Annotated in this window: 28 protein-coding genes; 16 read left to right on the top strand and 12 right to left on the bottom strand. The window is 64.4% G+C overall.

All coding sequences use genetic code 11. The features are described 5' to 3' along the window. The first annotated feature begins 80 nt into the window (after nt 1-80). The 7 genes from BMX78_RS13055 (at nt 81) to BMX78_RS13025 (ending at nt 7284) form a co-directional block, all read left to right on the top strand. Nucleotides 81-248, top strand: a complete 168-nt coding sequence (locus BMX78_RS13055) for an integrase core domain-containing protein (RefSeq protein ID WP_170850804.1) — start codon at nt 81-83, stop codon at nt 246-248. A 19-nt stretch (nt 249-267) separates the two neighbouring features. Continuing rightward, complete coding sequence (locus BMX78_RS13050; protein ID WP_091420003.1) at nt 268-615, top strand: hypothetical protein; 348 nt, start codon at nt 268-270, stop codon at nt 613-615. A gap of 32 nt (nt 616-647) precedes the next feature. Next, a complete protein-coding gene (gene tatA / locus BMX78_RS13045) occupies nt 648-920 on the top strand; it encodes a Sec-independent protein translocase subunit TatA (protein ID WP_091420002.1) in 273 nt (90 codons plus the stop codon). Nucleotides 921-967: 47 nt separating this feature from the next. After that, nucleotides 968-1762 (top strand): twin-arginine translocase subunit TatC, encoded by a 795-nt coding sequence (tatC, locus tag BMX78_RS13040; RefSeq protein WP_091420000.1) that lies wholly within the window; start codon nt 968-970, stop codon nt 1760-1762. Nucleotides 1763-1782: 20 nt separating this feature from the next. Further along, nucleotides 1783-4734, top strand: a complete 2952-nt coding sequence (locus tag BMX78_RS13035) for a DEAD/DEAH box helicase (RefSeq protein ID WP_091419998.1) — start codon at nt 1783-1785, stop codon at nt 4732-4734. A gap of 52 nt (nt 4735-4786) precedes the next feature. Further along, a complete protein-coding gene (locus BMX78_RS13030; protein ID WP_091419996.1) occupies nt 4787-6448 on the top strand; it encodes an amidohydrolase in 1662 nt (553 codons plus the stop codon). A 95-nt stretch (nt 6449-6543) separates the two neighbouring features. Then, a complete protein-coding gene (locus BMX78_RS13025) occupies nt 6544-7284 on the top strand; it encodes a polyprenol monophosphomannose synthase (protein WP_091419994.1) in 741 nt (246 codons plus the stop codon). A 71-nt stretch (nt 7285-7355) separates the two neighbouring features. Here the strand turns inward: BMX78_RS13025 and BMX78_RS13020 are convergent, their stop codons facing one another. The 5 genes from BMX78_RS13020 to BMX78_RS13000 all read right to left on the bottom strand — a co-directional run bounded on the left by BMX78_RS13020 (nt 7356) and on the right by BMX78_RS13000 (nt 11140). Beyond that, nucleotides 7356-7703, bottom strand: coding sequence for an RNA polymerase-binding protein RbpA (locus BMX78_RS13020; RefSeq protein ID WP_013600997.1), 348 nt, complete (start codon nt 7701-7703; stop codon nt 7356-7358). A gap of 246 nt (nt 7704-7949) precedes the next feature. After that, nucleotides 7950-8894 (bottom strand): SPFH domain-containing protein, encoded by a 945-nt coding sequence (locus BMX78_RS13015; RefSeq protein ID WP_091419993.1) that lies wholly within the window; start codon nt 8892-8894, stop codon nt 7950-7952. 23 nt (nt 8895-8917) lie between these two features. Beyond that, the gene (locus tag BMX78_RS13010) at nt 8918-9391 is read right to left on the bottom strand and encodes an NfeD family protein (RefSeq protein WP_091419991.1); all 474 of its coding nucleotides are present in this window, start codon (nt 9389-9391) and stop codon (nt 8918-8920) included. 126 nt (nt 9392-9517) lie between these two features. Beyond that, nucleotides 9518-10399: a putative RNA methyltransferase gene (locus tag BMX78_RS13005; protein WP_091419989.1), complete on the bottom strand. Its 882-nt coding sequence runs from the start codon at nt 10397-10399 to the stop codon at nt 9518-9520. A gap of 60 nt (nt 10400-10459) precedes the next feature. Beyond that, entirely contained in the window at nt 10460-11140 is a 681-nt protein-coding gene (locus tag BMX78_RS13000; protein ID WP_091419987.1) for a peptide deformylase, read from the bottom strand. Between the two features lie 53 nt (nt 11141-11193). Between BMX78_RS13000 and BMX78_RS12995 the strand changes: the two genes are divergently transcribed. After that, on the top strand, nt 11194-11622 hold the full coding sequence (locus tag BMX78_RS12995) for a nuclear transport factor 2 family protein (protein ID WP_091419986.1): 429 nt from the start codon (nt 11194-11196) through the stop codon (nt 11620-11622). On the opposite strand, the gene BMX78_RS12990 is transcribed toward BMX78_RS12995, so the two are convergent. From BMX78_RS12990 to BMX78_RS12980, 3 genes are read right to left on the bottom strand one after another with little or no spacing between them, the layout of a single operon-like run. After that, on the bottom strand, nt 11613-12809 hold the full coding sequence (locus BMX78_RS12990; protein ID WP_091419984.1) for an FAD-dependent oxidoreductase: 1197 nt from the start codon (nt 12807-12809) through the stop codon (nt 11613-11615). The genes BMX78_RS12995 and BMX78_RS12990 overlap by 10 nt on opposite strands. Nucleotide 12810: 1 nt before the next feature. Beyond that, nucleotides 12811-13494, bottom strand: a complete 684-nt coding sequence (locus BMX78_RS12985) for a methyltransferase domain-containing protein (protein WP_091420032.1) — start codon at nt 13492-13494, stop codon at nt 12811-12813. Between the two features lie 17 nt (nt 13495-13511). Next, complete coding sequence (locus BMX78_RS12980; RefSeq protein ID WP_091419982.1) at nt 13512-14702, bottom strand: type III polyketide synthase; 1191 nt, start codon at nt 14700-14702, stop codon at nt 13512-13514. Between the two features lie 308 nt (nt 14703-15010). On the opposite strand from BMX78_RS12980, the gene BMX78_RS12975 reads away from it, so the two are divergent. Then, nucleotides 15011-16729, top strand: a complete 1719-nt coding sequence (locus BMX78_RS12975) for a multicopper oxidase family protein (RefSeq protein WP_091419980.1) — start codon at nt 15011-15013, stop codon at nt 16727-16729. Between the two features lies 1 nt (nt 16730). Beyond that, complete coding sequence (locus tag BMX78_RS12970; RefSeq protein ID WP_091419978.1) at nt 16731-17516, top strand: hypothetical protein; 786 nt, start codon at nt 16731-16733, stop codon at nt 17514-17516. Nucleotides 17517-17575: 59 nt separating this feature from the next. Here the strand turns inward: BMX78_RS12970 and BMX78_RS23140 are convergent, their stop codons facing one another. The 3 genes from BMX78_RS23140 to BMX78_RS12960 form a co-directional block, all read right to left on the bottom strand. Next, nucleotides 17576-17725, bottom strand: a complete 150-nt coding sequence (locus tag BMX78_RS23140; RefSeq protein WP_170850803.1) for a hypothetical protein — start codon at nt 17723-17725, stop codon at nt 17576-17578. Between the two features lie 72 nt (nt 17726-17797). Next, nucleotides 17798-18268: a VOC family protein gene (locus tag BMX78_RS12965; RefSeq protein WP_091419977.1), complete on the bottom strand. Its 471-nt coding sequence runs from the start codon at nt 18266-18268 to the stop codon at nt 17798-17800. Nucleotides 18269-18323: 55 nt separating this feature from the next. Next, a complete protein-coding gene (locus BMX78_RS12960; RefSeq protein WP_502686293.1) occupies nt 18324-18812 on the bottom strand; it encodes a VOC family protein in 489 nt (162 codons plus the stop codon). Between the two features lie 24 nt (nt 18813-18836). On the opposite strand from BMX78_RS12960, the gene BMX78_RS12955 reads away from it, so the two are divergent. Next, nucleotides 18837-19238, top strand: coding sequence for a DUF3054 domain-containing protein (locus BMX78_RS12955; protein WP_091420028.1), 402 nt, complete (start codon nt 18837-18839; stop codon nt 19236-19238). Nucleotides 19239-19347: 109 nt separating this feature from the next. Continuing rightward, nucleotides 19348-19626, top strand: coding sequence for an Lrp/AsnC family transcriptional regulator (locus BMX78_RS12950; protein WP_091419975.1), 279 nt, complete (start codon nt 19348-19350; stop codon nt 19624-19626). Between the two features lie 13 nt (nt 19627-19639). On the opposite strand, the gene trpD is transcribed toward BMX78_RS12950, so the two are convergent. After that, on the bottom strand, nt 19640-20698 hold the full coding sequence (gene trpD, locus BMX78_RS12945; RefSeq protein ID WP_091419973.1) for an anthranilate phosphoribosyltransferase: 1059 nt from the start codon (nt 20696-20698) through the stop codon (nt 19640-19642). A gap of 148 nt (nt 20699-20846) precedes the next feature. Here trpD and ctaE point away from each other — a divergent pair, with 148 nt between their 5' ends. The 4 genes from ctaE (at nt 20847) to qcrB (ending at nt 25178) form a co-directional block, all read left to right on the top strand. Next, nucleotides 20847-21485 (top strand): aa3-type cytochrome oxidase subunit III, encoded by a 639-nt coding sequence (gene ctaE, locus BMX78_RS12940; RefSeq protein WP_181762574.1) that lies wholly within the window; start codon nt 20847-20849, stop codon nt 21483-21485. A gap of 86 nt (nt 21486-21571) precedes the next feature. After that, complete coding sequence (gene qcrC / locus BMX78_RS12935) at nt 21572-22360, top strand: cytochrome bc1 complex diheme cytochrome c subunit (RefSeq protein WP_091419969.1); 789 nt, start codon at nt 21572-21574, stop codon at nt 22358-22360. Between the two features lie 96 nt (nt 22361-22456). Continuing rightward, on the top strand, nt 22457-23530 hold the full coding sequence (gene qcrA / locus BMX78_RS12930) for a cytochrome bc1 complex Rieske iron-sulfur subunit (protein ID WP_091419967.1): 1074 nt from the start codon (nt 22457-22459) through the stop codon (nt 23528-23530). Continuing rightward, nucleotides 23508-25178: a cytochrome bc1 complex cytochrome b subunit gene (qcrB, locus tag BMX78_RS12925; protein ID WP_091419965.1), complete on the top strand. Its 1671-nt coding sequence runs from the start codon at nt 23508-23510 to the stop codon at nt 25176-25178. The genes qcrA and qcrB overlap by 23 nt, the downstream gene beginning before the upstream one ends. Nucleotides 25179-25300: the final 122 nt, after the last annotated feature.

Raw genomic sequence — 25300 nt, 5'->3', positions numbered from 1 at the left:
CCACGCCGGTAGAACACGAACAGTTCCTTACCAGCAATAAACTTCAGCCGGCACAAGCCGCCTGATCAACTGTCCACGATTTGCGGGTAACCCCACAAGAAGAGTGGGCCTACGCCAAGGCCTATGCCTCAGAAACTGAACGCCAAGCCTGCTACCCCAACTTCATCGAGTACTACAATCACCACAGGCCCCACACCGCACTCAAAGGCGCCTCACCGGTCAGCCGTGTCACCAACCAACCGGGTTAGTACAGCTAGACTTCTCAGCATGCCTTGGTGGTCCTGGATCCTGATATGGGTGGCGCTTGTTGCGCTGTCGCTGCTTTTTTATGTCCTGCTGGGCATCCGGCTGTTCCGCCAGTTCATGGCGACCGTCAAGGACCTCAGTGCGGCAGGGGAAAAGTTGGGGCACATCGCCCCCAGCGGGCAACCCCCCGCCGGTCCCGACCCTGCCGGGCCGCAGCCGGGCTCCGCCGTTTTTGCCTCGCCCGCCGTCATGCGACATGATTACGAGGCATCCAAGTCGTCCCGCCGGGAACAGCGCCGCCTTCGGCGGGTGCAGCGCAAGACGGACCGGGGCCAGCCGCAGGCCCTCGGCGATCTCGACTTCACATAGAAGTAGGATGTATTTAGAGGAAAGGATTTCCCGTGGGAAGACTCTTTGATGGCCCCTGGCCCATTGTTATTATCATCATCGTCGCTTTGCTTCTCTTCGCCGCCCCCAAGCTTCCGGCCATGGCGCGCAGCCTTGGCCAGTCCATGCGGATCATCAAATCCGAGGTCAAGGAAATGAAGAACGACGGCAAGACGGACACCACCGATGCATCAGGCCCGGTGGAAGGCACCATCGTCAACCACCCCAAGGCGAAGCCCGGCGAGCCGACAGACGGCACTGACGTTCCGCCGTCGAACCGCGCCTGACCCCAGTGGCACTGTCGCGGTCCCGTAAAGCCAACCCCGAAGGGCGCATGGCGCTTTGGGACCACCTCAAAGAGCTGAAGAACCGGCTGATCAAGTCGGCTATTGGCGTCGTCATTGGCGGCATCGGAGGCTGGATACTTTACGATCCGCTGCTGAAGGCACTGGCCGAGCCGGTCAACCGGATCTCGGAGCAGACCGGCGGGCTTGCTGCCATCAACTTCGGCAGCATTGCGTCCCCGTTTGATTTCAAGCTCCAAATGTCCCTGCTTATCGGCGTGGTCATTTCCAGCCCGATCTGGATCTACCAGCTCTGGGCTTTCATCACCCCGGGCCTGACATCGAAGGAGCGCCGCTACACGCTGGGCTACATGGCGGCTGCGGTCCCATTGTTCCTGGCAGGCATCTACGCCGGCTGGCTCGTGGTGCCCCAAGTGGTCCATGCCCTGACCCAGTTCACACCCGAAGGCTCCTCCAGTGTCATCGACGCCCGGACGTACATCGAGTTCGTGACCCGGATGGTGCTGGTGCTGGGTGTCGCCTTCCTGGTGCCCGTGGTTCTGGTGGGCATCAACATGGCCGGCATTATCTCCGGCCGCACCATCCTGAAGGCCTGGCGCATCACCGTTTTCCTGGTGTTTGTCCTTGCCGCTATCGCCGCCCCGGGGGCGGATGCCATTTCGATGTTTATGTTGGCCGGCCCCCTTCTGGTGCTCTTTTTCGCCGCAATCGGCATCTGCCTGATGAATGACAAGCGCCGTGAACGCCGCCAGGCGAAGCGGATGGCCGAGACCGACGCGACAGCTGACATCGCCACCCCGGGCAGTGAGCTGAAGAACCTCTAGGCGCCCGTTAGGCTTGGTATATGTCCTCCAATACCGGGCCGTTCTCCATTGGTCCAACCTCCGCCGGACCCAGCGATCCTGAGGAGCTTTCTCCCGCCGAAAGATACCGCGCCAGCGCTGAACGAAGGGCAGAAGCAGCCACCTATCTAGGCTCCTTCATCAGGACCCTGGACTTTGAACTGGATGACTTCCAGCGCCAGGCGTGCAAGTCGCTGCAGGAGGGCCGGGGAGTCCTGGTGGCAGCGCCCACCGGGGCCGGCAAGACGATTGTTGGCGAGTTCGCCATCTACCTCGCTTTGCAGCGCGGCCTTAAAGCCTTTTACACCACCCCCATCAAGGCGCTCAGCAACCAGAAGTTCACCGAGCTGACTGAGAAGTACGGCGCCCAGAACGTGGGCCTGCTGACAGGGGACACCAGCATCAACGGCGACGCTCCGGTGGTGGTAATGACCACCGAAGTCCTGCGGAACATGCTCTACGCGGATTCGGCCACCCTGGATGACCTGGGTTACGTGGTGATGGATGAGGTGCACTACCTGGCTGACCGCTTCCGCGGCGCCGTCTGGGAAGAGGTCATCATCCACCTGCCCAGCGAGGTGCAGGTGGCCTCCCTCAGCGCCACCGTTTCCAACGCCGAGGAGTTCGGCGCCTGGCTGGATACCGTCCGTGGCGACACGGACATCATTGTTTCTGAACACCGGCCGGTGCCGCTGTGGCAGCACGTGATGGTGGGCCGGCAGATCATGGACCTTTTCGCCGGGGAAACCACTTTCGACGAGATCGCCCCGCCGGTCGATGCTGAAGCCGGGGCCCTCGCCGGGGAAGCAACGGTCCGGGACAGCAGGAACGACAACCCCAGGGGGAGGGGCTTCGATGTGAACCCGGACCTCCTGACTGTGGCCAGAAGCGAAAGCATGCAGAGTTTCCGGGCCAGGTCCGGTCCCGCCGGCAGGGGACAGCGCGGCCGGCGCGGGAACGAGCGGCCCGGTCGCGGCGGCGACGAGCGCGGTGTGCGCCCCGCCAGCCGGCCCCAGGTGATCGCGAGCCTGGACAAGATGGACCTGCTGCCCGCGATCACGTTCATCTTTTCCCGCGCCGGATGTGATGCCGCCGTGGCCCAATGCGTCGGCTCGGGCCTGTGGCTGACCACCGAGAAAGAACAGCGGATCATCGCCCAGCGCGTCGACGAGGCCGGCCATGACATCCCGCCGGATGACCTGGACGTCCTCGGTTTCTGGACCTGGCGTGACGGGCTGCTGAGGGGCTTCGCTGCCCATCACGCCGGGATGCTCCCCACGTTCAAGGAAGTGGTGGAGAAACTCTTCGCCGACGGACTTGTCAAGGCGGTCTTCGCCACCGAAACCCTGGCCCTGGGCGTCAACATGCCGGCCCGTTCGGTGGTGCTGGAGAAGCTGGACAAGTTCAACGGTGAAGCGCACGTTGACATCACTGCGGGGGAGTACACCCAGCTGACGGGGCGCGCCGGACGGCGCGGCATCGACGTCGAGGGCCACGCTGTGGTGCTGTGGCAGCCGGGGACGGACCCGACGGCGGTTGCCGGCCTGGCGTCCCGGCGCACCTACCCGCTGAACTCCAGTTTCCGCCCCACCTACAACATGAGCATCAACCTCCTGGCCCAGTTCGGCCGGGCCAGGGCGCGCGAGATCCTGGAATCCTCCTTCGCCCAGTTCCAGGCGGACCGGTCCGTGGTCGGCCTGGCAAAGCAGGTCCGCAGCCGGGAGGAGTCGCTGGCCGGGTACGCCAAGTCCATGACCTGCCACCTTGGGGACTTCACCGAGTACGCCCGGTTGCGCCGCGAATTGTCCGACGCCGAAAACGTCACCTCGCGGACCAAGTCAAGGGCCCGCAAATCGCTCAACGATGATTCGCTGGCCCGTCTGCTTCCCGGCGACGTGGTCAATGTCCCCGGTGGAAGGGCGCCCGGGCCGGCCATTGTGCTCAGCTCCGACCACAGCAGCCGGGAGCCCCGGCCTGCCGTACTGACGCTGGACAACCAGCTGCGCCGGATCGGGAACGACGACCTGGAAGGGCCCATCTCACCGGTCACCCGTATCCGGATCCCCAAGTCCTTCAACGCCAAAGTTCCCAAGTCGCGGCGGGACCTGGCCTCCTCGGCGCGGAACGCGCTGCGGGAGAACCGTCCGCCCGCCCCGGGCAACAACCGCAACAATGATTTTGGCCTCGCCACGGCCCTGCCCAACCAGGAAAAGCGCATCGCAGAACTCCGCCGTGCGCTCCGCGCGCACCCCTGCCACGGCTGCAGCGAACGCGAGGACCACGCCCGCTGGTCCGAACGCTGGTGGAAGCTCCGGCGCGAGACCGACGGACTGGTCCGGCAGATCCAGGGCCGCACCAACACCATCGCCAAGACGTTTGACCGCGTCTGCGACGTGCTGTCCTCCTATGGTTACCTCGAACCCGCCGGTGACGGCCGGCTGATCATCAGCCCGGATGGCCAGCGGTTGCGCCGGATTTACGGCGAGAAGGACCTGCTGATCTCACAGTCCCTGCGGCTGGGTGCCTTCGATGACCTCGATGCCGTTGAAGTCGCTGCCCTTGCCAGCGTCCTGGTGTACCAGGCCAAGCGTGAGGACCGGGGGCTCCGGCCCCGGATGCCCAGCATCTCCCTGGAAACTTCGGTGGACATTGTGGTCAGGGAATGGTCCGCCCTGGAGGACGTGGAAGAGGACAACAAACTGCCGTTGACCGGCGAGCCCGAGCTGGGCCTCGTGTGGCCGCTCTACAAGTGGGCCCGCGGCCGGCATTTGCAGGACGTCCTGAGCGGGACCGACCTCGCCGCCGGTGACTTTGTGCGGTGGGTGAAGCAGGTGGTTGACCTGCTGGACCAGCTCGCGAAGATCCCCGGCCTCGAACCCCGCCTGGCCCGCCTCTGTTCGGAGGCCATCTCACTCATCCGCCGCGGCGTCGTGGCGTATTCCTCTGTCCTCTAATTTCCTTTGCCGGCTGCCGCCGGCCCACTGACCCTTAGGAGTTTGTCCGCCCATGCCCACCCCTGCGCCACAGCCCGAACCGCGCCAGAAGCCCAAACCAGTGCTTTACAGGAACGGATCCGTCTACACGGCGGCCGACCCCTTCGCCACGGCCATGCTGGTGGACGGTGACACGGTGGCATGGGTGGGGTCGGAGCAGGCAGCATCCTCCATCGCGGACAGCTCCATGGAGATCATCGACCTCCGCGGGGCCCTGGTGGCGCCGGGCTTCGTTGACTCCCATGTGCACCTGACAGAGTCCGGCCTGGCCTTGGACTCCCTGGCGCTGCAAGGCGTTTCTTCGGCCAGGGAACTCCTCGACGCGGTGGCCGCGGCCACAGGTGACGGTCCTGTTCTTGGCCACGGCTGGGATGACACCACCTGGGCAGATGGTGCGCTGCCGGGTGCGGAGGAACTGGAACGGGCTTCTGGGGGACGGCCGGTCTACCTCTCCCGCGTGGACGTGCACTCTGCACTGGTATCGCCGTCGCTGGCGGGCGCCGCCGCCCTTCGCGGCCTGGACGGTTACGACGGCGGTGCGCGCGTCACGCGGGCAGCCCACGCAGCTGCCAGGCAGGCGACCCGCCGGCTCCCCGACGACGTGCTGCGCCGGCATCAGCAGCGTGCCCTGGCGGAGGCCGCATCGCACGGCTACGTGGCCCTCGTGGAGATCGGCGCTCCGCACATTGGGGGCGCCGGGGATCTCCGGGTGGCCCGTACCTGGAACAACCTTGAGCGTGAGGGCAGTCCAACGCCTGAAGTTCTTCCGTACTGGGGCGAGCTTGCGTCGTCCGAAGAGCACGCCCGCTCGATCCTTGACCAGCTTGGCCCAGGTGTCCGCGGCCTGGCCGGCGACCTCAACATCGATGGCTCCATCGGGTCCCGGACGGCAGCCCTTCGGTCCGCCTACACTGACGCCCCCGATGAAACCGGCAGCCTGTACCTCAGTGTGGAGGAGGCCGCAGCCCACCTGGCGGCATGCTCGCTGGCCGGTATCCAGGGCGGCTTCCACATCATTGGTGACGCCGGACTGGACGCTGCACTGCAGGCGCTGGAGCTTGCGGCCGGCGAGGTGGGGGAGCAGCGGGTCAGGGCTGCGGGCCACCGGTTCGAACATGTGGAAATGGTGGACGCCGCCGCGGTGGAAACTTTGGCGCGCTTCTCGGTGACCGTCAGTGCCCAGCCTGCATTTGATGCTGCCTGGGGTGGTTCCGGTGGTCTTTACGAGAAGCGGCTGGGCGGGCGGAGCAAGTCCATGAACCCGTTCGCGAGCCTGTATTCGGCGGGAGTTCCGGTGTGCTTCGGCAGTGACAGCCCTGTGACGCCGCTACGGCCGTGGTCAAGCGTCAGGGCTTGCCTGGAGCACCACAATGCGGACGAACGGATTTCGGCGCGTGCGGCGTTCCTGGGCCACACCCGGGCCGGGTGGCGGGCGGCGAGGTATCCCAACCCGATGGCGGGCCAGCTGGTGCCGGGCGCTCCGGCGAGCTTCGCCGTCTGGGAGGTTGAAGAACTGATGGTCCAGGTGGCTGATGGCCGGGTCCAGTCGTGGAGCACCGACCCCCGGGCCCGGACACCCCTGCTGCCGGCACTGGACACCGGTACGGATCCGGTATGCCTGCAGACGGTGCGCGACGGCATGGAGCTGTACTCCAGTCCTGCCCTGCGTTCCTGACCCGTTTGTCCGGCGCCCTATAATGGGTAGCTGCGCCCGCCGCCGGTTTCGCTGGCCAGCGGGTGCACCGACTGCTCCCACCAGGAAGGCTCTCTGTGCGCGTCCTTACGATCATCCCTACCTACAACGAGCTGGAATCGCTGCCCATCACCCTGCAGCGGCTCCGTGCAGCCGTCCCGGCCTCGGACGTGCTGGTAGTGGATGACAACAGCCCCGACGGCACCGGCCAGCTCGCCGACGGGATCGCCGCCGGGGACTCCCAGGTCCATGTCCTGCACCGCAAGGGCAAGGAAGGCCTGGGCGCCGCCTACATCGCCGGTTTCAAGTGGGGCCTGGACGCCGGATACGACGTGCTGGTTGAGATGGACGCCGACGGTTCCCACCAGCCCGAACAGCTGCCCCAGCTGCTGGAAGCCATCGACCAGGGCGCCGACCTGGCCATGGGTTCGCGCTGGGTCCCCGGCGGAAGCGTGGTGAACTGGCCCCTCTACCGGCAGGCCATCTCCCGGGTGGGCAGCACCTATGCCCGGCTGATGCTGGGCCTGAAGATCAAGGATGTCACCGGCGGCTACCGGGCCTTCCGCAGGACCACCCTTGAAAAGCTGAACCTGGACCAGGTGGACTCGGTGGGCTACGGCTTCCAGGTGGACCTGGCCTGGCGGGTGGCCCGGATGGGGCTTCGGATCGAGGAACGCCCCATCACCTTCGTCGAGCGCGAACTCGGCGCCTCCAAAATGAGCGGCAACATCGTGGTCGAAGCCATGATCAACGTCACCAAGTGGGGACTCCAGGCCCGCTGGAACACCCTCACCCGCAAGGCAACAGCACGGCAGTAGCCATTCCCTACGAAAAACAAAGGGGCCGTCCCGCACACTGTGCGGGACGGCCCCTTTGCTGTTTTCGGGTGTTACGCGGAGCGGCGTTCACCACGGCGTTCACGCAGGATGGTGAGGCGATCCTCGAGGATCTGCTCCAGCTCCGGCAGGGAGCGGCGTTCCAGCAGCATGTCCCAGTGTGTACGGACAGCTTTGTCGTTGCTGGTGTCCGGGCGTTCGCCGTCAACCAGGAGCGCTTCCTTGCCGGTCTTGGAAACCCATACCGGAGGAATCTCCGCTTCGGAGGAGAAGGTGACAAAGACCTGCTCGCCGTCTTCGCACCGGTACTCGACGCGCTGGCGCGGAGCCGGCTCAACTCCGGACTCGGTCTCCATGCTCTGCGCGCCAAGGCGCATGCCCCGCAGGCTGCGATCGCTCATGATTTCTCCCTCTGGTCGGTTCGCGGTGTAGAACCCGCGCTAGCCGGTGGCGCCAAGCGCCTCCGGACTACTCTGTGCACTGTGCTGCATCCTTAGATTCAACGCATTGCGAAGCTTGGTTGTTCCAGCGGATCTACTCCTGCCAGACAAATACCCAATTATACGCGTACCATGCCATGTCAACCAAAATGGAAGGGATCCGCAGTGGACTGCGGATCCCTTCCATCGCTTGGCTGGCCCGGCAGCCTAGGGTTCTGAGGGCTTGGTTCCCACCTCATCGAACAGGCCGGCGACCCCGGTTTCAGCGGTGGTTCCACCCAGGGCACTGCCAATGCCCTTGAGGGCTTCGCCGACTTCGCTGGGGATAATCCACAGCTTGTTCGAGGAACCCTCCGCCAGCTTCGGAAGGGTCTGCAGGTACTGGTACGCCAGCAGCTTCTGGTCCGGGTTGCCCTTGTGGATGGCATCAAACACCTTTTGGATGGCCTGGGCCTCACCGTCGGCACGGAGGATGGCCGCTTTGGCATCGCCTTCCGCAGCCAGGATGGACGCCTGCCGCTGGCCCTCGGCGGTCAGGATGGCAGACTGCTTGGTACCCTCGGCGGTCAGGATGGCTGCGCGTCGGTCCCGCTCGGCGCGCATCTGCTTCTCCATCGAGTCCTGGATGGAGTGGGGCGGGTCAATGGCCTTCAGCTCCACCCGGGAAACACGGATGCCCCACCGGCCGGTGGCTTCATCCAGCACACCGCGCAACTGGCCGTTGATCTGGTCACGCGAGGTGAGTGCCTCTTCAAGGTTCAGGCCACCAACCACGTTGCGCAGGGTTGTGGTGGTCAGCTGCTCCACCGCCTGGATGTAGTTGGCGATTTCGTAGGTGGCGGCGCGCGGGTCCGTGACTTGGAAGTACACCACGGTATCGATGGAAACCACCAGGTTGTCCTCGGTGATGACCGGCTGCGGCGGGAATGACACCACCTGTTCGCGCAGGTCCAGCAACGGCAGGAGCCGGTCCACAAACGGAATCAGGATGGTGAGTCCCGGGTTCAGCGTGCGCTGGTACTTGCCCAGCCGTTCCACCACGCCCGCGCGCGCCTGCGGAATGATCCGCACCGAACGGACCAGCACGATTATCACAAACACGATCAGGACTACCAGCACAATGGCCAATGCAGTACCTCCGGCGTTATCCATACATCTCCTCGTTCCCCAATTGATCAGGCAGTATCTGGACTGGCCGCGGAACCGGTCGGGGCTGACACCACTGCGGTGGCCCCGTCGATTGCGGAGACCACAACTTTTTGACCGGCGGCCAGGACCCCGCCGGCAGAACGGGCAGTCCAGATGTCACCGCCGATTTTGACCAGGCCGCTGTCCGAGGTCACGGGCTCCATCACCAGAGCCTGTTCACCGATCAGCCGGTCCACGTTGGTCCGCTGGTCCGACGGGCCCTTCTTCAGGTGGGAGAGGGCCACGGGCCGGACGAAGGCGATCATCAGCAGTGACACCACGCAGAACACGACGATCTGCAGCCACAGGTCTGCGCCTGCGAAGTCGGCCACGAGTGCGGCCAGGGTACCCCCGCCAAGCATGATGAAAAACAGGTCAAGCGTGATCATCTCGATCACTGCAAACGCCAGGAAAGCCGTGAGCCACAGCGCCCACCAGTTTTCCCCGAGCCATTCGAACAAGTTCTCCCCCTTTGCTACGGGGAGCCGCGGACGCGCACCCGCCAGTAACTGTCCTACAATCTTAGTGCTCGCTTGCCCAGGTGTGGGCAGGCTCATAGTGGTGGCCGGAGGATAGTGGCCAACTCGTTACCCGGCGGCGTGTTTCCTGGGGCGGAAGACCATCAGCTGGAATTTCGCGTCCGAGATGATCGGCTCCGGGAGACTTCCAAGCCGGTCCTGAAGGGCCGTCCTATCCAGGTGGTGACCTGCCGGTCCCATAAACGCAAGGTCCGCGGCAGCCTGCCGGGTCAGCGCCAAAGGGACGTCGACGTCGACGGTTGTATCGGCGTCGAAATGGCCGCCCATTGCTTCGGCGAGCCGCGCTTCCTTTCCCTCCTCGATGCCCAGCATGCCGGTCACGGCCGCAAGGGAGGCCAGGTGTCCGGCGCGGGGAGTCACCAGCACCAGCCGCCCGGACGGCCGCAGCACACGGGCGAATTCTGCGGCGTTGCGCGGGGCAAAGATCACGGTGACGGCATCCACGGCGTCCTCTGCCAGCGGTAAGGGCTGCCAGATATCGCAGACCAGGTTCACAGCTTCCGGGTTAAGCCGTGCGGCACGGCGGAGGGCGAACTTCGAGATGTCCAGGCCAAGGGCAGCGACGTTCCGGCCCTCCGCTGCCGCAGTATCCAACAGGGCCCGAAGGTAGTGTCCCGTCCCCGTTCCAGAATCCAGGACGGCAGCGCCGTCCGCCGGGAGGAAGGGTACGACGGCGGCTGCCACCGCGTGCGCGAGGGGCCCGTAATGGCCGTTCCCCAGGAAGTCGGCGCGGGCCTGGACCATGGCGGCCGAGTCGGCCTCGAAGGCCGTCCCCTTACCCACCAGCAGGTTGAAGTATCCCTGCCGCGCGGCATCGAAACTGTGACCGGAAGGGCAGGCCAGGCGGCCCTGGCCGGTTTCCGTTGTCAGAAGGTCCAAGGGATGGGAGCACACCGGGCACAGCAGCGGCAGGTCCGTGGTGGAGGGCATGGGATCAATCCTATGGCGCTGCTGGCGCCCTTTCTTCGGCGCAGGTGCGCGGCGGGAGGGTCAGCTGCGGCTGATCCCGGCCGGTCGGGCGTCGAAACCCAGCCCCTGCTGCGCCCTGCTGATGCCTGCTTCGGCCCAATGTGCAGCATATTCGGCGTTGCTGCTGAGGGACCGCAACTGGGCACGGTCCACGTACAGCACACCATTCAGATGGTCCGTCTCATGCTGCACAATCCGGGCCTGCCAGCCGGAAAACTCCCGCCGCGCGGCCGCCCCGTCCGGGGTCTGGAATTCGAGCAGTACTTGTTCGTGGCGGGCAACCACGGCCTGCAGGCCGTTGAGCGACAGGCAACCTTCGTAGAAAGCGGCGAACCCGGAGCCGAGCGGCGTATAGCGGGGGTTCACGACGGCCAGGAACTCCAGCGGGTTCCGTATCCGAAGGGCAGCGGCTTCGGGATCGACGTCGTACTGATCCTCGAGGACCGCCAGCTGCAGGGGAATCCCGAGCTGCGGCGCTGCGAGGCCCACACCGGGCGCCTGGTGCATCACCTCGCGCATGATGTTGATCAGCCTGGTGAGCAGTTCGCCGGAGAGCTGCCCGTCAAATGCTGCGGCGCGCTGGCGGAGGGCGGGGTGGCCTGCCTGCACGATGGGCGGAAGCGTCCCGGCGGCGAGGATCTGCTCCACGGTTTCGCGGATTTGTTCGGCAGTGAGGTCTGTCCCGGGCGTGCTCTGGCTCATGAGCAAAGCCTAGTGGCCTGCCGCCACATGCACGCTCAGCTAGTGTCTATCCCATGCCTGATCCTTTGCCGCGGCACGAGCCCGCACCGCAAACCTCACCCCTGGATTGTGTCCTGGGGTTCATTCGTGTCATCGAAGCCGGCGGGGGAGCCGCCGGAATCCGGCCTTTCCTTGCAGACTCGTTTGTGCTGGTGGAAGCGCCGCACCTCCTGGCGCCCGAGGGTTCCACCCGGACACTGACCGAAGTCCTGCAGGGAGCGGACCAAAGCTCCGACGTCGTGTCCCACCAGGAGTTTGTCATCCGGCGGACCACCTGCGAGGGCGGCCGCGTGGTTGTCGAAGCCGACTGGTCCGCGACGGTTGCGATGGACCTCCGCTACTGGGACCGGGGTGAAACCATCCGGGCCAGGACGTCTTCAGTCTTTGAGGTGCGCGAGGGGTTGATTGTCAGCCAGGACAGTTACGACTGCTACTACCGGTAGGCGCTGCTGGGGAGCCGGCCGCGTGCCAGTGACTGCATGGTAAAGCGCCGGGCAACCCAGAGATTGACGGCCGGGCTGGCGGCAGCGGCGCGGATTCCCAGGTTCCGCAGGGCCAGCAGGGGCTCCGGCAGCGGCCGGCCCAGCATCATGTTGATTTCAGACTGGCGCCTGGCCACTATGGCCGCCTGACGCCGCGAGGTGTCGAACTCCTTGAACTGCCGGGCCGCCGAGTCCTTTTGGCCGCCCGACAACGCCGACAGGATGATGGGGGAGAGGGCTTGGGCATCCAGCCAGCCGAGGTTCATGCCCTGGCCGCCGATGGGGCTGATCTCGTGTGCTGCGTCTCCGATCAGGACAATCCGTCCAGCGGCCATCGTGCGGGCTAGGGCGGACCGGACGCTGAACGCGCTCAGCATGGTGCTGGTCCGAGCGTCCGGAAGGATCCCGGTGCGTTCCCGCACCAGCTCCGCCAGCTGGACAGGACCGGCGCTGCCGGCGGGACGGCCCAGCCGCACCACCCACCGCCGGATACCCCCGGGCAAGGGGAATGACTCAACGATTCCACCGGGCTCAAGGAACAAAACCGCCTTTTCGCCATGGAGCCCCGGATCCAGGAAATCGCCCATCAGATAGTGGTCGGGGTAGCTCCTGCTCTCCACAGGAACGCCGAGAAGATTGCGCACCCGGGACCGCGCGCCGTCGGCCGCCACCACGAGGGACGCACCGAACTTCACCTCGCGGCGCCCGGCCGGTCCGCAGGCCTGCCCAACAACGGTGACGTGGCCGCCGTCGTCCGTAACTTCCAAGGCCTGCACGCCCCGGACGATTGCCTCCCCGTCAAGCTGGCGGACACGCTCCTCCAGGAGCTGCTCGGTGCGGTACTGGGGCAGGGCCAGCACAAACGGGAACGCATCGGAGACTGCGCCAAAGGACATCGTGCCAACGGTCTTCCGGCCGCTGACCGCCATCCCTTCCCGGATCTGGACCCCGTCCTGCACTGCGGACCCGGCAATCCCTACCTGGTGCAACGCCTCGAGGGCGGGCGGGTGGATGCCGATGGCGCGGGTGTGCAGGTTCCTCGAGCGCCGCTGTTCAAGCACCCTGACGCTGGCGCCGTCCTGGAGGAGCAGGGCTGCGAGGAACAATCCGACAGGGCCCCCGCCAATAATCAGGACGTCCGTTGCCACGTCAGTTCCTGCGCAGGGTGAGGACCTGGTGGAAGGCCGCGCCCGGTTCCACTTTCCAGCCCGGCGGGGCGATGGCCGACAATTCCGCTGGCGTGTAGCTCCTGCGGATGGAGGTCAGGCCGTCAGCGCGGATGTAGGACTGGCGGAACGGCAGCGCCGCGGCCCAGAAAAGCGCGTACGCGGCGGGGCTGCGGCGGAGGTCGTTGTGGAGGACTTTCCGGCTGGCCAGCGCCGCGGAGTCAGAGAGGAGCTGTTGCAGATCGGCGGCCGGAAGATGGTGGAGCACATGGTTGGAGATGACGAAGTCAAAGCTGTTGCCTTCCCGGACCAGGTCTGAACTGTGCGCCTGCCGGAATTCAACGCCCGGCAGCGCGGGACGTCTGCGGGCGAAGGCGGCCGCCCGGGCGTCCGGGTCTATGCCGGTGATCCGCAGCGCCAGTCCGTCGCGGCGGGCCCATTCGGCGAGCTGGCAGGCCAGATCGCCGCCGCCGGAGCCGATGTCCAGCAGCCGGGCGGGAGCGGTGCTTTGCTCCAGCGCCGGCCGAAGTTCCCGGATGTACAGCTTCCGCCAGCCGGACACCATGCGGTTGACCAGGCCAAACTGGCGATAGGTATTGTCCAGGAGCCGGGCGTCGCAGTCCGGCAGGTCCATCAGTTCCACGGCATCGGCGGCGCGCCGCCGCATCAGGACGTCCACCGGCCTCAGGCGACCGGCACTTCCGCCGCGTGCCCGGTCACCTGGTCCGGGCGCATTCCGGCAGGTGCCTGCCGCAGCTTGGTGAACAGTCCTGTCTCCACTGTGAGCCCGGGACCGAAGGCCATGGAGCAGATCCGTTCGTCGCCGTCTTCGGGAGCCTGTTCCAGGATGTGTTTGAGCACAAACAGCACCGTGGAGCTGCTCATGTTCCCGTAGTTGCGCAGTGTTTCGCGTGCAGGGACCAGTTGCTCGTCGGTGAGTCCGAGCCGGGACTGGACTTTGTCCAGAATGCTCCGCCCGCCGGGGTGGATGGCCCAGTGGCGGATGGAGGTGTAGGGGAGTGCGGCCAGTTCCGGATCCTTGGCCAGGAGGGGCTGCAGGGCGCCCACGATGTGGTCATCGATGATGTGCGGCACATAATTGCCCAGGACCATTTCAAACCCGTGGTCGCCGATGTTCCAGGCCATTGAGTCTTCACCCACCGGCGTAAGGACGGTTTCGAAGTGGTCCAGTTGAAGCAGGGACTGTTCTTCGCTACCGCTCCGGGCGGTGACGACGGCGGCCGCGGCACCATCGGCGAACAGGGCCGATCCCATGATCGTGTCCGGATCGTTGGAGGTGCGGACGTGCAGGGAGCAGAGCTCGGCGCAGACCACCAGCACCACCGCGTCCGGATCCGCTTCGCAGAACAGTTTCGCTGCCCGCAGCGCCGGGAATGCCGCGTAGCAGCCCATAAATCCGAGGTGGTAGCGCTGCACGGCCGGATCCAGGCCGAGTGCGCGGACAATCTTGTAATCGGGTCCGGGATTGAAGAATCCTGTGCATGACACGGTAATGAGATGAGTTATGTCAAGTAAATCGAGTTCAGGGGCGGCAGCGACGGCGGCACGGGCAGCGTCCACGAAGAGCTTGGTGGCCTCCCGGCCGAAAATCTCGTTGCGGGCCTTGGTGCTGGGATTCAGCAGCAGTCCGGTGGCCGGATCGTAGAACTGCGGGTTGTCGGAGCGGAAGTCATTGGTGAGTTCCTCAACGGCGGTGAAACGGGTGTCGATGGCGGCTGAGTCAAAGCAGGTATTGACCAGCCGCGAACCAAGCCTGGATAAACCTGGTTGGGCCGCGAACACGTCTCGGGCCTGGGTCTGGATCAGCATGGTTTTCGGGACAGCTGTTTCAAGGGATCGCACATAGACCGTCATTGATTCATTCTTAACGAGCACTCCGGTTAAGACAATGCTGACCTGCGGATTTGTCTGCGGGAGCGGATTTGTGGGGGCCGGAACTGGGACGTCCGGGATCGGCGCCCGACCCCTTTCGGAGCCTCTTTGCAAAGTGCCGATAATCTACATTATGTCAAGTAGCGTGAATCAGCAGCAGGATCACGACCAGGATCCGGCGGGTAACCCCTTCCCCGTAAGGTACCCCCAAGTTTTTCCCAACGTAGGGGCCGCACTATTTCGTGGGGCGACAGTACAAAGCCGGTCTCAACCACAGATGTGGAGGAGTCATGAAATCACGTCGAGAAGCTTTGAAGCTGGGCCTGCTGGGCGGCGTTGTCGCCGTCACCGGGTTGCAGCAGGGAGCGGGCCTGGTTGGAGGAGTGCATGCGGAAGGCGCGGAGGGACCGGCCCCGGCGAGCCCCAGCACGCTGGCAGCCAACAACATGCCCGTACCCTACCGGGCGGTGTTTAAGCGTCCCCCGGAACTTGTCCCCTACGAAACAGGCCTCGATCCGGACGGCCAGCCCTTCGCCAGGTACTCGCTTTCGCAGCGGTTGGGGCAGGCCCAGATCGCTAACGGCCCGTCAACCACTCTGGCCGGCTACAACGGGATATTTCCCGGTCCGTCAATTCAGGTTCAACAAGGTACGCGCACGGAGGTGCGGATCAGCAACAGATTGCCGGCCCAGGGCCTCCTGTATAGCGACCCCTTCAACACGGTGACCCACCTTCACGGCTCCGCCTCGCTCCCCCAGTACGACGGCTATGCCAACGACCGTACAGCGCCCGGGCGCATCAAAAACTACCACTACCCGAACTGGCAGGCCGCCCGCACTCTTTGGTACCACGATCACAACCACATGCTCACCGCACAGGGCGTGTACTCGGGCCTTGCCGCTTTGTACACGATCACCAACTCCCTCGAGCGGGAGCAACTCCCCCAAGGCGAATTCGACGTGCCGATCCTGGTGTCCGACGTAATGCTGAATGCCGACGGATCGCTTGGATACAACGACAACGGCCACGCCGGACTTTGGGGTGACATCATCATGGTGAACGGCGTGCCTTGGCCCACCATGAAGGTCAAACCGCGGATCTACCGGTTCCGGTTCCTGGTTGGCTCCATCACCAGGTCCTACCGGTTCTCGCTCTCCACCGGCGATCCCTTCTACGTGGTAGGAACCGATGCCGGAATGACGCCCACCGTTCAGGCAGTTTCCTCGTGGCGGCAAGGGACGGCAGAGCGCTACGAGGTCCTGATCGACTTCCGCAAGTACAAGCCCGGCCAGAGCGTGGAGTTGCGGAATCTCAGCAACAAGAACAACGTGAACTTCGCCAACACCGGCAAGGTCATGAAGTTCGAAGTTGTTGCCGATGCTCCGTCTCCACGGCCGGAGTCACGATCGATCACCTCCATTCCCACCACACTGGATCCCGGTGAGCATCCCACAAAAGCCGAGGGCGGACTGGACACGATGTCGCTGACCCCGGACATGGCCGTAGCCAGGAGAACCTTGCGTGTTCGGCGTGAGGGCGGCGAATGGACCATCAACGGCGATACGTGGGACGACGTCGAGAAATCAGGATTCAGGAAGTGCTTCGCAAATCCGCAGCGCAACCAGGTTGAAGAGTGGACCATCGTCAATGAATCCGGCGGATGGTTCCATCCTGTCCACATCCATTTGATCGATGGGAAAATCATTGGCCGCAACACTAACGGCGGCAAACCCTTTGCCTGGGAAAACGGGCCCAAGGACGTCTTCTACGCCGGCGAAAACGAGGCTGTCACCGTGCTCATGCAGTTCGATACAGGCAAACACGAGGGCGGCCGCTACATGGTCCACTGCCATAACCTCGTGCACGAGGATCACGACATGATGGTCCAGTTCGCGGTCGGTGACCTGGAAAACAACGATCCCATCACCTCCGACGCGCCCGTCGTGGAAAACACCCCCGAAGGGGCATTTGCCTCCACCTACAAGCCCTCCTATCCGGCCGGCACCTGACGTGAACGTGAAGTTTCTGCTCCCGCTCGCCGTCGTCCTCTCCATAGCGCTGGCTGGCTGTACCGGCCAGCCGGTCAGCTCAACACTCCCCGCGACGCCCAGCGCGGCAGCACCACAAGCGGAGGAAGGCCAGGACGTCGGGAACAGCCGGCCCACGGTCGGTTACGACGGGCTCATGGTGCGACGGCGTGTGGTGGTCGCCGTCCACTCCGCAATGGACGCAGATCTGGCCGGCCTGCGCATGAAGCTGGAATCGGCGGCCGAGCAGCAGGGCCTGACCCTGGCCGACATGTCACCTGACGTACTGGAACCGGCCATCCTCGAGCATGTTATGCCCGAGGTCCTGGTGGCGCTGCCGGCCTCGGCCACGCTTGATGACGGCCGGTCCCTGGTTACCCAGGTGTCCGGTCCGGACACGGAACGGCTCGGCGCTGAGCATTTCCACGTCCTCCAGGCCTTGATCCACGATCTGCGCTTCAGCATTCCCACCCCCGACCCCGGCGCCCTGGCCTTGGCTGTCGACAGGGAGGGAATACTCGCTGACGCGCTCGGGAACTACCGGACCACAGCCGTCAACGGCGGCCTCGACATCAGCTACACCGGGCCGCTGCTCGGTGACGAGGTAGTCGAAAGCGTGCGGTCCGGCATTGCCCGCCAGGCACACGCTGCGGCTTCCGCAGTCACCGTGGAACCGGCCTCCACAGACGGGGCCGGAGTGGACATGGCATCGGAACCGCCTTGGCAACCTGAAACAACCCAGGAGGCGCACAGCTCTTCCCACGGCTGACTGAAGCCGGAACCAGGAAGCTTGCGGCCACTGCCCTGCCCCCGGACAACGATGACGGGTCAGTGGCGCTTCCCGATGCCGGCGCCCACCACAGCACCGAGGCCCAGTCCCAGCGCGAAACCAATGAACGGGCTGTCAAAGACAGCCAGGCCCACGGCTATTCCGACGGCCGCGCCCACAAGGCAGCAGATCCACAAAGGTTTGTTCATCGGCACCGATGCTACCCGCCGCCCTGCGTTTCACCACGGATGCAGGACGGGGAACGCCGGCATCCCGGGGCCTCAGCCGTCGTAAGCCTTCTGCAGCTCCGCGATGTCCAGCTTCCGCATCCCCAGCATCGCCTGCATCGCCCGCTGGGAACCGAGCGGATCGGTCCCGGCGATCAGTGAGGTGAGCACGGACGGGATGACCTGCCAGGAAACCCCGAAGCGGTCCTTGAGCCAGCCGCACTGGCTTTCGCTGCCGCCGTCGGTCAGGGCTGACCAATAGCGGTCCACCGTATCCTGGTCCTCGCAGTCGACCATAAACGAAACAGCTTCGGTGAACATGGCGCCGCGCGCACCGTTCAGCGCGGTGAAGGGGCGGCCTTCGAGCTCGAATTCGACGGCGACGACCTGTTTTTCGGGGCCCGGCGCTCCTTCGAGACGTGAGACGTTCAGGATCCTGGAATTATCAAAAACCGAGGTGTAGAACCCGGCTGCCTGTTCCGCCTCGTTCTCGAACCATAGACAGGTTCCGATGGTGCGTGGCATAGGTTGCTCCCTTCCGGCTTGAGCCTAGTGGCGGTATCCGAAAGGCACAACGGTCTCAGGCGCCGTCCGGGGCCTGTGCTGCCCCCTGCGCGGGAAGCTGGCTGACGAGCCCAACAGTATTGCCCTCGCTGTCCCTGATGAAGGCCATCCACTCATCCGTGCCGGCAGGGCCCAGCAGCCCGTCACTGTGGCTGAAGATGATGTGCGCATCTGTCACGACTTCGACTCCCCTGCCCCTAAGCCCGGCCACTGACGTCCTCACATCGGGAACCTCGAGGTAGAGCAGCGCCCGCGGGGCTTCCCGCTCCAGCAACAGCCGCAGGCCGTCGAGGTCGAAGAACACCAGGCCGGGCGGGTCGAATACGGCTGTGGGCTGGACGTCGAGGAGCTCCGAATAAAAGTCCGCCGCCCGCCCGAGGTCGCCTGCGTACTGCGCTACCTGGATCAACCGCATGTCCTGCCCTTCCCGATGCCCGGATTTGTCCATCCTGCCCAGTTGCGGGGACAGGTACAAGGGGTGGCGGCGGACGGCAACCGGCAGCACGTTGACATTGCTAGGCTCGAATCCATGACTCCTCCAATCCAGCGGCCCGTGCATGTTCTTTCCAAGGGAACCATTGCAGCCGCAGCCGTCACGGACGCCGTCCTGATCCTGGTGTTTGCTGGCGTGGGCCGGGACGCACACCAACGGGGCGATGTTGTGGCCGGCGTGTTCCTGACAGCGTGGCCGTTCCTGGCCGGGGCGGCCCTGGGCTGGCTGGCCTCCAAAGCCTGGCGCAACCCGCTGGCCGTGCGCCGGACCGGCCTGGCAGTCTGGCTCGGAGCCTTGGCCGGAGGCATGGTGCTCCGGCTCCTCACCAACCAAACCGTCGTACTGCCGTTCATCATCGTCGCCTTGCTGAGCCTGGGCCTGCTGCTGGTCGGCTGGCGCCTGGTGTGGGCAGGAGCACGCCGGCTCCGGAAGAACTGACGCAGGGCGCGGATGATCCCGCGGGGTCCGGACCGGAATGTAATAGGCTGGCAGCACCCAGAAGCCTGCCGGGCCCTGCTACGGCGCAACAGATCCGAAAGGATTAAACGTGATCACCGCTTTCGTTCTGATCAAGACCGACGCTGCCCGCATTCCTGAAACTGCCGAAGAGATCTCAGCAATCGAGGGCATCAGCGAGGTTTATTCAGTGACGGGTGAATGGGACCTGATCGCGGTGGCACGGGTACGGCAGCACGAGGACCTTGCCGATGTCATTGCCGACCGGCTTTCCAAGGTGCCCGCAGTGGTCCACACCACCACGCATATCGCATTCCGCGCCTACTCCCAGCACGATCTGGACGCAGCCTTCGCCCTCGGTTTCGAGTAGCAGGCCGCACCCGTCAGGAACGGCTGAGCGACACCCATTTCTCGAGCACCGCGGCAGCAGCCCCGGACCCGATGGATTCTGCTGCCCGAGCATAGGCAGTCCGCATGCGTTCGAGCAATGGACCTTCCGCGCCGGCGTCAAAAGCCACCAGTCCGGCTGCTGCGTTGAGGAGGACGGCGTCCCGGGCGGGCCCCTCCTTGCCTGCGAGGACATCGCGGACAACAGCAGCGTTGGCGCGAGCATCTCCGCCCCGCAGCTGATCCACCGTTGCACGTTGGATGCCGAGGTCCTCAGGGGAGAACTCCTGCTCCACCACGGTGCCGTTCCGGATTTCCCAGACGGTCGAGGGGCCGGTGGTAGTGAGCTCGTCCAGGCCGTCATTGCCGCGGAATACCAGTCCCCGGCTCCCCCGCTGGGCCAGGACACCGGCCACCAGCGGCGCCATTCGCGCGTTGGCGACGCCGACTGCCGACGCCTGAACGCGGGCAGGGTTGGTCAGCGGTCCCAGGAAGTTGAAGGCAGTAGGAATAGCCAGTTCCTTCCGCGGCACGGCCGTGTGACGAAAAGACGGATGGAACACCTGCGCGAAACAGAAGGTGATTCCCGCCACCTCGGCGTTGCGGGCCACCTGGTCGATGGACAGGTCCAGCCGGACTCCCAAGGCCTCCAGCACATCCGCTGACCCGGACGACGACGACGCCGCGCGGTTGCCGTGCTTGACTACTTTGGCGCCGGCACCGGCAGCAACCAGGGCGGCCATGGTGGAAATGTTAACGGTGTTGAGTTGGTCACCGCCGGTACCGACGATGTCCAGCTTTTCGCCGGAGATCGAGACCGGATTGGCGTGGGCCAGCATGGCATCCACGAGGCCTGAGAGCTCTTCGACGGTTTCGCCCTTGGCGCTGAGGGCAACCAGGAATCCCGCGATCTGGGCTGGTGTCGCCTCCCCGGACATGATGGTGTCCATTGCCCACGCGGTGCTGTCCGCGGTGAGGTCCTTGCCGTTGATCAGGGCCGAAATCAGCCGGGGCCACGTGTTGTCCGCCAATGCCGCAGATGCCTGTGAAGTCACTTGCTGATGCTATCGAGGGATAGCAGCGGCTGACCAATGTGAACCGTCAAGGGAACTTTTCCCGGCGATTTCGCGTCTTTGTAGAAAAAGTCCCCCGAAAAGCCGGTTTGCGTTGGGCAGCACGGAGTTTTACAGACATAATGTCTATGTGACATCTGCGACCCATGCCCCCAGTACCCCGGCGCACCCCACGCTGAACCGCCCCAATATGGTTTCCGTTGGAACCGTAGTGTGGCTCTCCAGCGAGTTGATGTTCTTCGCCGGTCTCTTTGCCATGTACTTCACGCTCCGCTCCACCAGCGGCGAGATGTGGGCCGAAGAGACAGCCAAGCTCAACTTCCCCTTTGCGCTCGTCAACACGATCGTCCTCGTGGCCAGTTCCTTTACTTGCCAGATGGGCGTCTTCGCCGCCGAGAGGCTGCAGCCGCGCAAAACAGGCGGGGCTTTCCAGTTCGCCCGCTGGGGTATGAACGAATGGTTCACCCTCACATTCCTGATGGGTGCGTTCTTCGTCGCCGGCCAGGCCACTGAATACGCGATGCTGGTTTCCGAGCACGTTTCGCTCTCCTCCAACGCCTACGGTTCGGCCTTCTACATGACCACCGGCTTCCACGGCCTCCACGTGATCGGCGGGCTTGTTGCCTTCCTCCTGATCATGGGCCGGTCCTTCGCCGCGAAGAAGTTCGGGCACTTCGAAGCCACGTCAGCGATCGTCACCTCGTACTACTGGCACTTTGTGGATGTGGTCTGGATCGGCCTCTTCCTGGTCATCTACGTCCTCAAGTAGCCAGCTTTGATTCTTTTTCTACAAGAGGCAGAATTTCAGGTAGCGGCTCCCGGAGCCCGCCCAGGATCGAATAAAGGAACCACCACGTGAAGGCACTCTCGCAAAAGCGGCGACACCCACTGGCAGTCATTGCCCTCCTACTGATGGGCCTCCTCATCACTGGCGGGCTGTACGCCGTGGCCACCACCGTCAACGAGGCCAAGGCTTCCACCACCACGTACAGCACAAGTGACGTCGAGGAAGGCGGAAAGCTTTTCGCCGCCAACTGCGCCACCTGCCACGGCATGGGCGCCAGCGGTTCCAAGGATGGTCCGTCGCTCGTGGGTGTCGGCGCTGCTGCCGTCGACTTCCAGGTTGGTACCGGCCGCATGCCCATGCAGATGAACGGCCCCCAGGCGCTGAAGAAGCCTGTTCAGTTCAACGACGAACAGACCCACCAGCTTGCAGCCTATGTCGCCTCCCTGGGCGCCGGCCCGGCTCTTCCTGAGGAAAGCCTGCTGGACGAAAAGGGTGACGCGGCTGCCGGTGGCGAACTCTTCCGCACTAACTGCGCCATGTGCCACAACGCTGCTGCTGCCGGCGGTGCGCTCACCCGCGGCAAGTTCGCTCCCGCCCTGGCCGATGTTTCGGGAAAGCACATCTACGAGGCAATGGTCACCGGTCCGCAGAACATGCCGGTCTTCAGCGATTCCAACATCACCCCTGAGGGCAAGCGCGATGTCATCACCTTCCTCAAGCAGATTGAAACCAACGGCTCCCCCGGCGGCGCTGACCTGGGATCCCTCGGCCCCGTGGCTGAAGGCCTGTTCGTCTGGGTTGCAGGCCTCGGCGTCATCATTGCCTTCACCATCTGGCTGACCTCCCGGACGTCCTAGCACTTCCGGAACACCAAACTTCTGCTGACGAGTCAGCAGTTTGATATTAGAAACTAACCCGGCATCCGCCGGGACGAGAGAAGGATGAGGCGAATTATGGGCAACCATAGTGACGGCAGTCCGAACCACTCGGGCACCGTAGCTACGGCTGGTCAGAATGAGGTGGAGAAGTTCCAGGATCCTGGAATTCCTCCGCACCGTTTGCGCCTGGCTGACACGGACCCGAAGGCCGCAAAGCGGGCAGAACGGCAGGTCGCCTTACTATTTGGCATTTCTGTTGTTGGCACCCTGATCTTCCTGGTGGCGTACTTCGCCATCGATCTGGGGGCCGGTGAATCAACGATTGAAAGCATCCGGCTCCAGAACATGCTGCTGGGTATCGGTACCGCGTTCGCGATGCTGGGCATCGGAACCGGCATCGTGCACTGGGCCAAGGCCCTGATGCCGGACCACGAAGTCTCCGAAGAGCGTCACGCGATCCGTTACGAGGAGGACCGCCGCGCCGCTGTCCGGATCGTGGACGACATCGTGGAAGAGACGGGCATCAAGCGCCGCCCGCTGATCCGCAACACCCTCCTTGGTGCCGTTGCGTTGGCTCCGCTGCCCGCAGTTGCCCTTTTCGGTGACCTGGGTCCGCGTCCGGACAATAAGCTCGCACACACCATGTGGGCCCCCGCGGACGGAAAGCTCAAGCGCCTCGCCCGGGACCCTGACGGGACCCCGATCAAGGCATCCGATGTCACCATCGGCTCAGCCTTCCACGTCATTCCGGAAGGCCTCAACGAACTCCACGAGGGCAAGCTCAACGAAAAGGCCAAGGCCGTTGTGCTGCTCATGCGCCTGGATCCCGCTTCCCTGAACCCTTCCGAGGGCCGCGAGGACTGGGGTTACAACGGCATCGTTGCCTACTCCAAGATCTGCACCCACGTCGGTTGCCCGGTTGCTCTGTACGAGCAGCAGACGCACCACCTGCTGTGCCCGTGCCACCAGTCCACCTTTGACCTCACTCAGGAGTGCAAGGTGATCTTCGGCCCCGCCAGCCGGCCTCTCCCCCAGCTGCCCATCGCAGTTGACGACGAAGGCTACCTGGTCGCCACCAGCGACTTCAAAGAACCTGTAGGACCAAGTTACTGGGAGCGTGATATGCATGAGCGCAGCATCAACAGCTGAGCCCGCTTTCGTCGCCAAAACCAAGACAGGCCGGTTCACCGACTTCGTCGATTCACGTGTTGGCGGTTCCGGGATCCTCCGCGAATTCGGCCGCAAGGTCTTCCCCGACCACTGGTCCTTTATGTTCGGCGAAGTGGCCCTGTACTCGTTTGTCATCCTGCTGCTGTCCGGCACCTTCCTGACATTCTTCTTTGATCCGTCCATGGCGGAGACGCACTACGACGGTTCGTACGTGCCCCTCAAGGGCGTTGAGATGTCAGTGGCCTACAGCTCGTCCCTGGACATCTCCTTCGACGTGCGCGGCGGCCTGTTCATGCGCCAGGTGCACCACTGGGCAGCACTGCTGTTCGTCGCTTCCATCGCCGTGCATATGCTGCGCGTCTTCTTTACCGGAGCCTTCCGCAGGCCCCGCGAGATGAACTGGGTGGTGGGCAGCGTGCTGCTCATCCTGGCCATGGCTGCCGGCTTCACCGGCTACTCCCTCCCCGATGACCTGCTGTCCGGAAACGGCCTGCGCATCATCGACGGCGTGATCAAGTCCATCCCGGTCGTGGGAACCTACATCTCGTTCTTCCTCTTCGGCGGGGAATTCCCGGGCACGGCCATCATCGGCCGCCTGTACATGCTGCACATCCTGCTTGTCCCGGCACTGATCCTGCTGATGATCGTCCTGCACCTGTTTATGGTGGTCGTCCACAAGCACACGCAGTACCCCGGCCCGGGACGCAACGACAATAACGTTGTGGGCTACCCCCTGGGTCCTGTTTACGCAGCGAAGGCCGGCGGATTCTTCTTCATCGTCTTCGGCGTGCTGGCCCTGATGGCCGGTTTCTTCACGATCAACCCGATCTGGAACTACGGTCCGTACGACCCCTCCCCGGTGTCCGCCGGTACCCAGCCCGACTGGTACATCGGATTTGTTGACGGCGCGCTGCGCCTGATGCCCGGCACCTTGGGTAACTGGCACGTGGAGCAGAACTGGTTCGGCTTCGTCTTCACCTTCAATGTCCTGCTTCCGGCCCTTGTGCCGGCCGGGATCCTGTTCACGGTGATGTTTATGTACCCGTGGATTGAGCGGTGGATCACCAAGGACGACCGCGAGCACCACGTGCTGGACCGTCCGCGCAACGCACCGACCCGTACTGCAATCGGTGTTGCCGGCTTCATCTGGTACTGCGTGATGTGGGCTGCGGCCGGTTCCGACCTCATCGCCACCCACTTCCATGTATCGCTCAACGACGTGACGTACTGGCTGCGTGCACTGTTCTTCGTCGGGCCGATCATTGGTTTCGTCGTCGCCAAGCGCGTGGCCCTGGCCCTGCAGCGCAAGGACCGCGAGATAGCCCTCCACGGCCGGGAGACCGGACGTATTGTCCGCCTCCCGCACGGCGAGTTCATCGAGGTACACGCGCCGCTGGACGAGTACAAGCGTTACAAGCTGGTGGGCTTCGAATCTCCCGAGGTCCTGCCCGCTGTTCCCAACGAACACGGTGTGGTGACGCGCAAGGAGAAGCGCCGCGCGTTCCTCTCCCGCTGGTTCTTCGAGGACCGTGTTGCCCCGGCCACCCCGGCTGAGCTGGAAGCTGCCCACGGCCATGGCCATGCGGCAGTCGAAGCACCCGAGGAAGCCAAGAGCCTGAGCCACTAGGCCCAGTCATTCAGCAAAGAGAAGGCCCAGTCCATGAGGACCGGGCCTTCTCTGTGTGCAGTTCCACTGTGTGCTTAGCTGTAAGGCTCCGCGCGGCGCCTGATATCAGCCGCGGAGCAACG

This window comes from Arthrobacter sp. OV608, assembly GCA_900110595.1.
Classification (GTDB): Bacteria; Actinomycetota; Actinomycetes; order Actinomycetales; family Micrococcaceae; genus Arthrobacter.
Note: the sequence above shows the minus strand (reverse complement) of the source record. Positions and strands in the feature narration are given on the sequence as shown.

What these genes read in the sequence shown, in the direction of transcription:
- BMX78_RS13050 (WP_091420003.1), top strand. Translation starts at nt 268, where the DNA reads ATGCCTTGGTGGTCCTGGATCCTGATATGGGTGGCGCTTGTTGCGCTG.
- BMX78_RS13035 (WP_091419998.1), top strand. Translation starts at nt 1,783, where the DNA reads ATGTCCTCCAATACCGGGCCGTTCTCCATTGGTCCAACCTCCGCCGGA.
- qcrB (WP_091419965.1), top strand. Translation starts at nt 23,508, where the DNA reads ATGAGCGCAGCATCAACAGCTGAGCCCGCTTTCGTCGCCAAAACCAAG.
- BMX78_RS13000 (WP_091419987.1), bottom strand. Translation starts at nt 11,140, where the DNA reads ATGAGCCAGAGCACGCCCGGGACAGACCTCACTGCCGAACAAATCCGC.
- BMX78_RS12980 (WP_091419982.1), bottom strand. Translation starts at nt 14,702, where the DNA reads ATGACGGTCTATGTGCGATCCCTTGAAACAGCTGTCCCGAAAACCATG.
- BMX78_RS13020 (WP_013600997.1), bottom strand. Translation starts at nt 7,703, where the DNA reads ATGAGCGATCGCAGCCTGCGGGGCATGCGCCTTGGCGCGCAGAGCATG.
- BMX78_RS13015 (WP_091419993.1), bottom strand. Translation starts at nt 8,894, where the DNA reads ATGGATAACGCCGGAGGTACTGCATTGGCCATTGTGCTGGTAGTCCTG.
- BMX78_RS12995 (WP_091419986.1), top strand. Translation starts at nt 11,194, where the DNA reads ATGCCTGATCCTTTGCCGCGGCACGAGCCCGCACCGCAAACCTCACCC.
- BMX78_RS13030 (WP_091419996.1), top strand. Translation starts at nt 4,787, where the DNA reads ATGCCCACCCCTGCGCCACAGCCCGAACCGCGCCAGAAGCCCAAACCA.
- BMX78_RS12965 (WP_091419977.1), bottom strand. Translation starts at nt 18,268, where the DNA reads ATGCCACGCACCATCGGAACCTGTCTATGGTTCGAGAACGAGGCGGAA.
- BMX78_RS12955 (WP_091420028.1), top strand. Translation starts at nt 18,837, where the DNA reads ATGACTCCTCCAATCCAGCGGCCCGTGCATGTTCTTTCCAAGGGAACC.
- BMX78_RS23140 (WP_170850803.1), bottom strand. Translation starts at nt 17,725, where the DNA reads ATGAACAAACCTTTGTGGATCTGCTGCCTTGTGGGCGCGGCCGTCGGA.
- qcrA (WP_091419967.1), top strand. Translation starts at nt 22,457, where the DNA reads ATGGGCAACCATAGTGACGGCAGTCCGAACCACTCGGGCACCGTAGCT.
- BMX78_RS12985 (WP_091420032.1), bottom strand. Translation starts at nt 13,494, where the DNA reads ATGCGGCGGCGCGCCGCCGATGCCGTGGAACTGATGGACCTGCCGGAC.
- tatC (WP_091420000.1), top strand. Translation starts at nt 968, where the DNA reads ATGGCGCTTTGGGACCACCTCAAAGAGCTGAAGAACCGGCTGATCAAG.
- BMX78_RS12975 (WP_091419980.1), top strand. Translation starts at nt 15,011, where the DNA reads ATGAAATCACGTCGAGAAGCTTTGAAGCTGGGCCTGCTGGGCGGCGTT.
- BMX78_RS13005 (WP_091419989.1), bottom strand. Translation starts at nt 10,399, where the DNA reads ATGCCCTCCACCACGGACCTGCCGCTGCTGTGCCCGGTGTGCTCCCAT.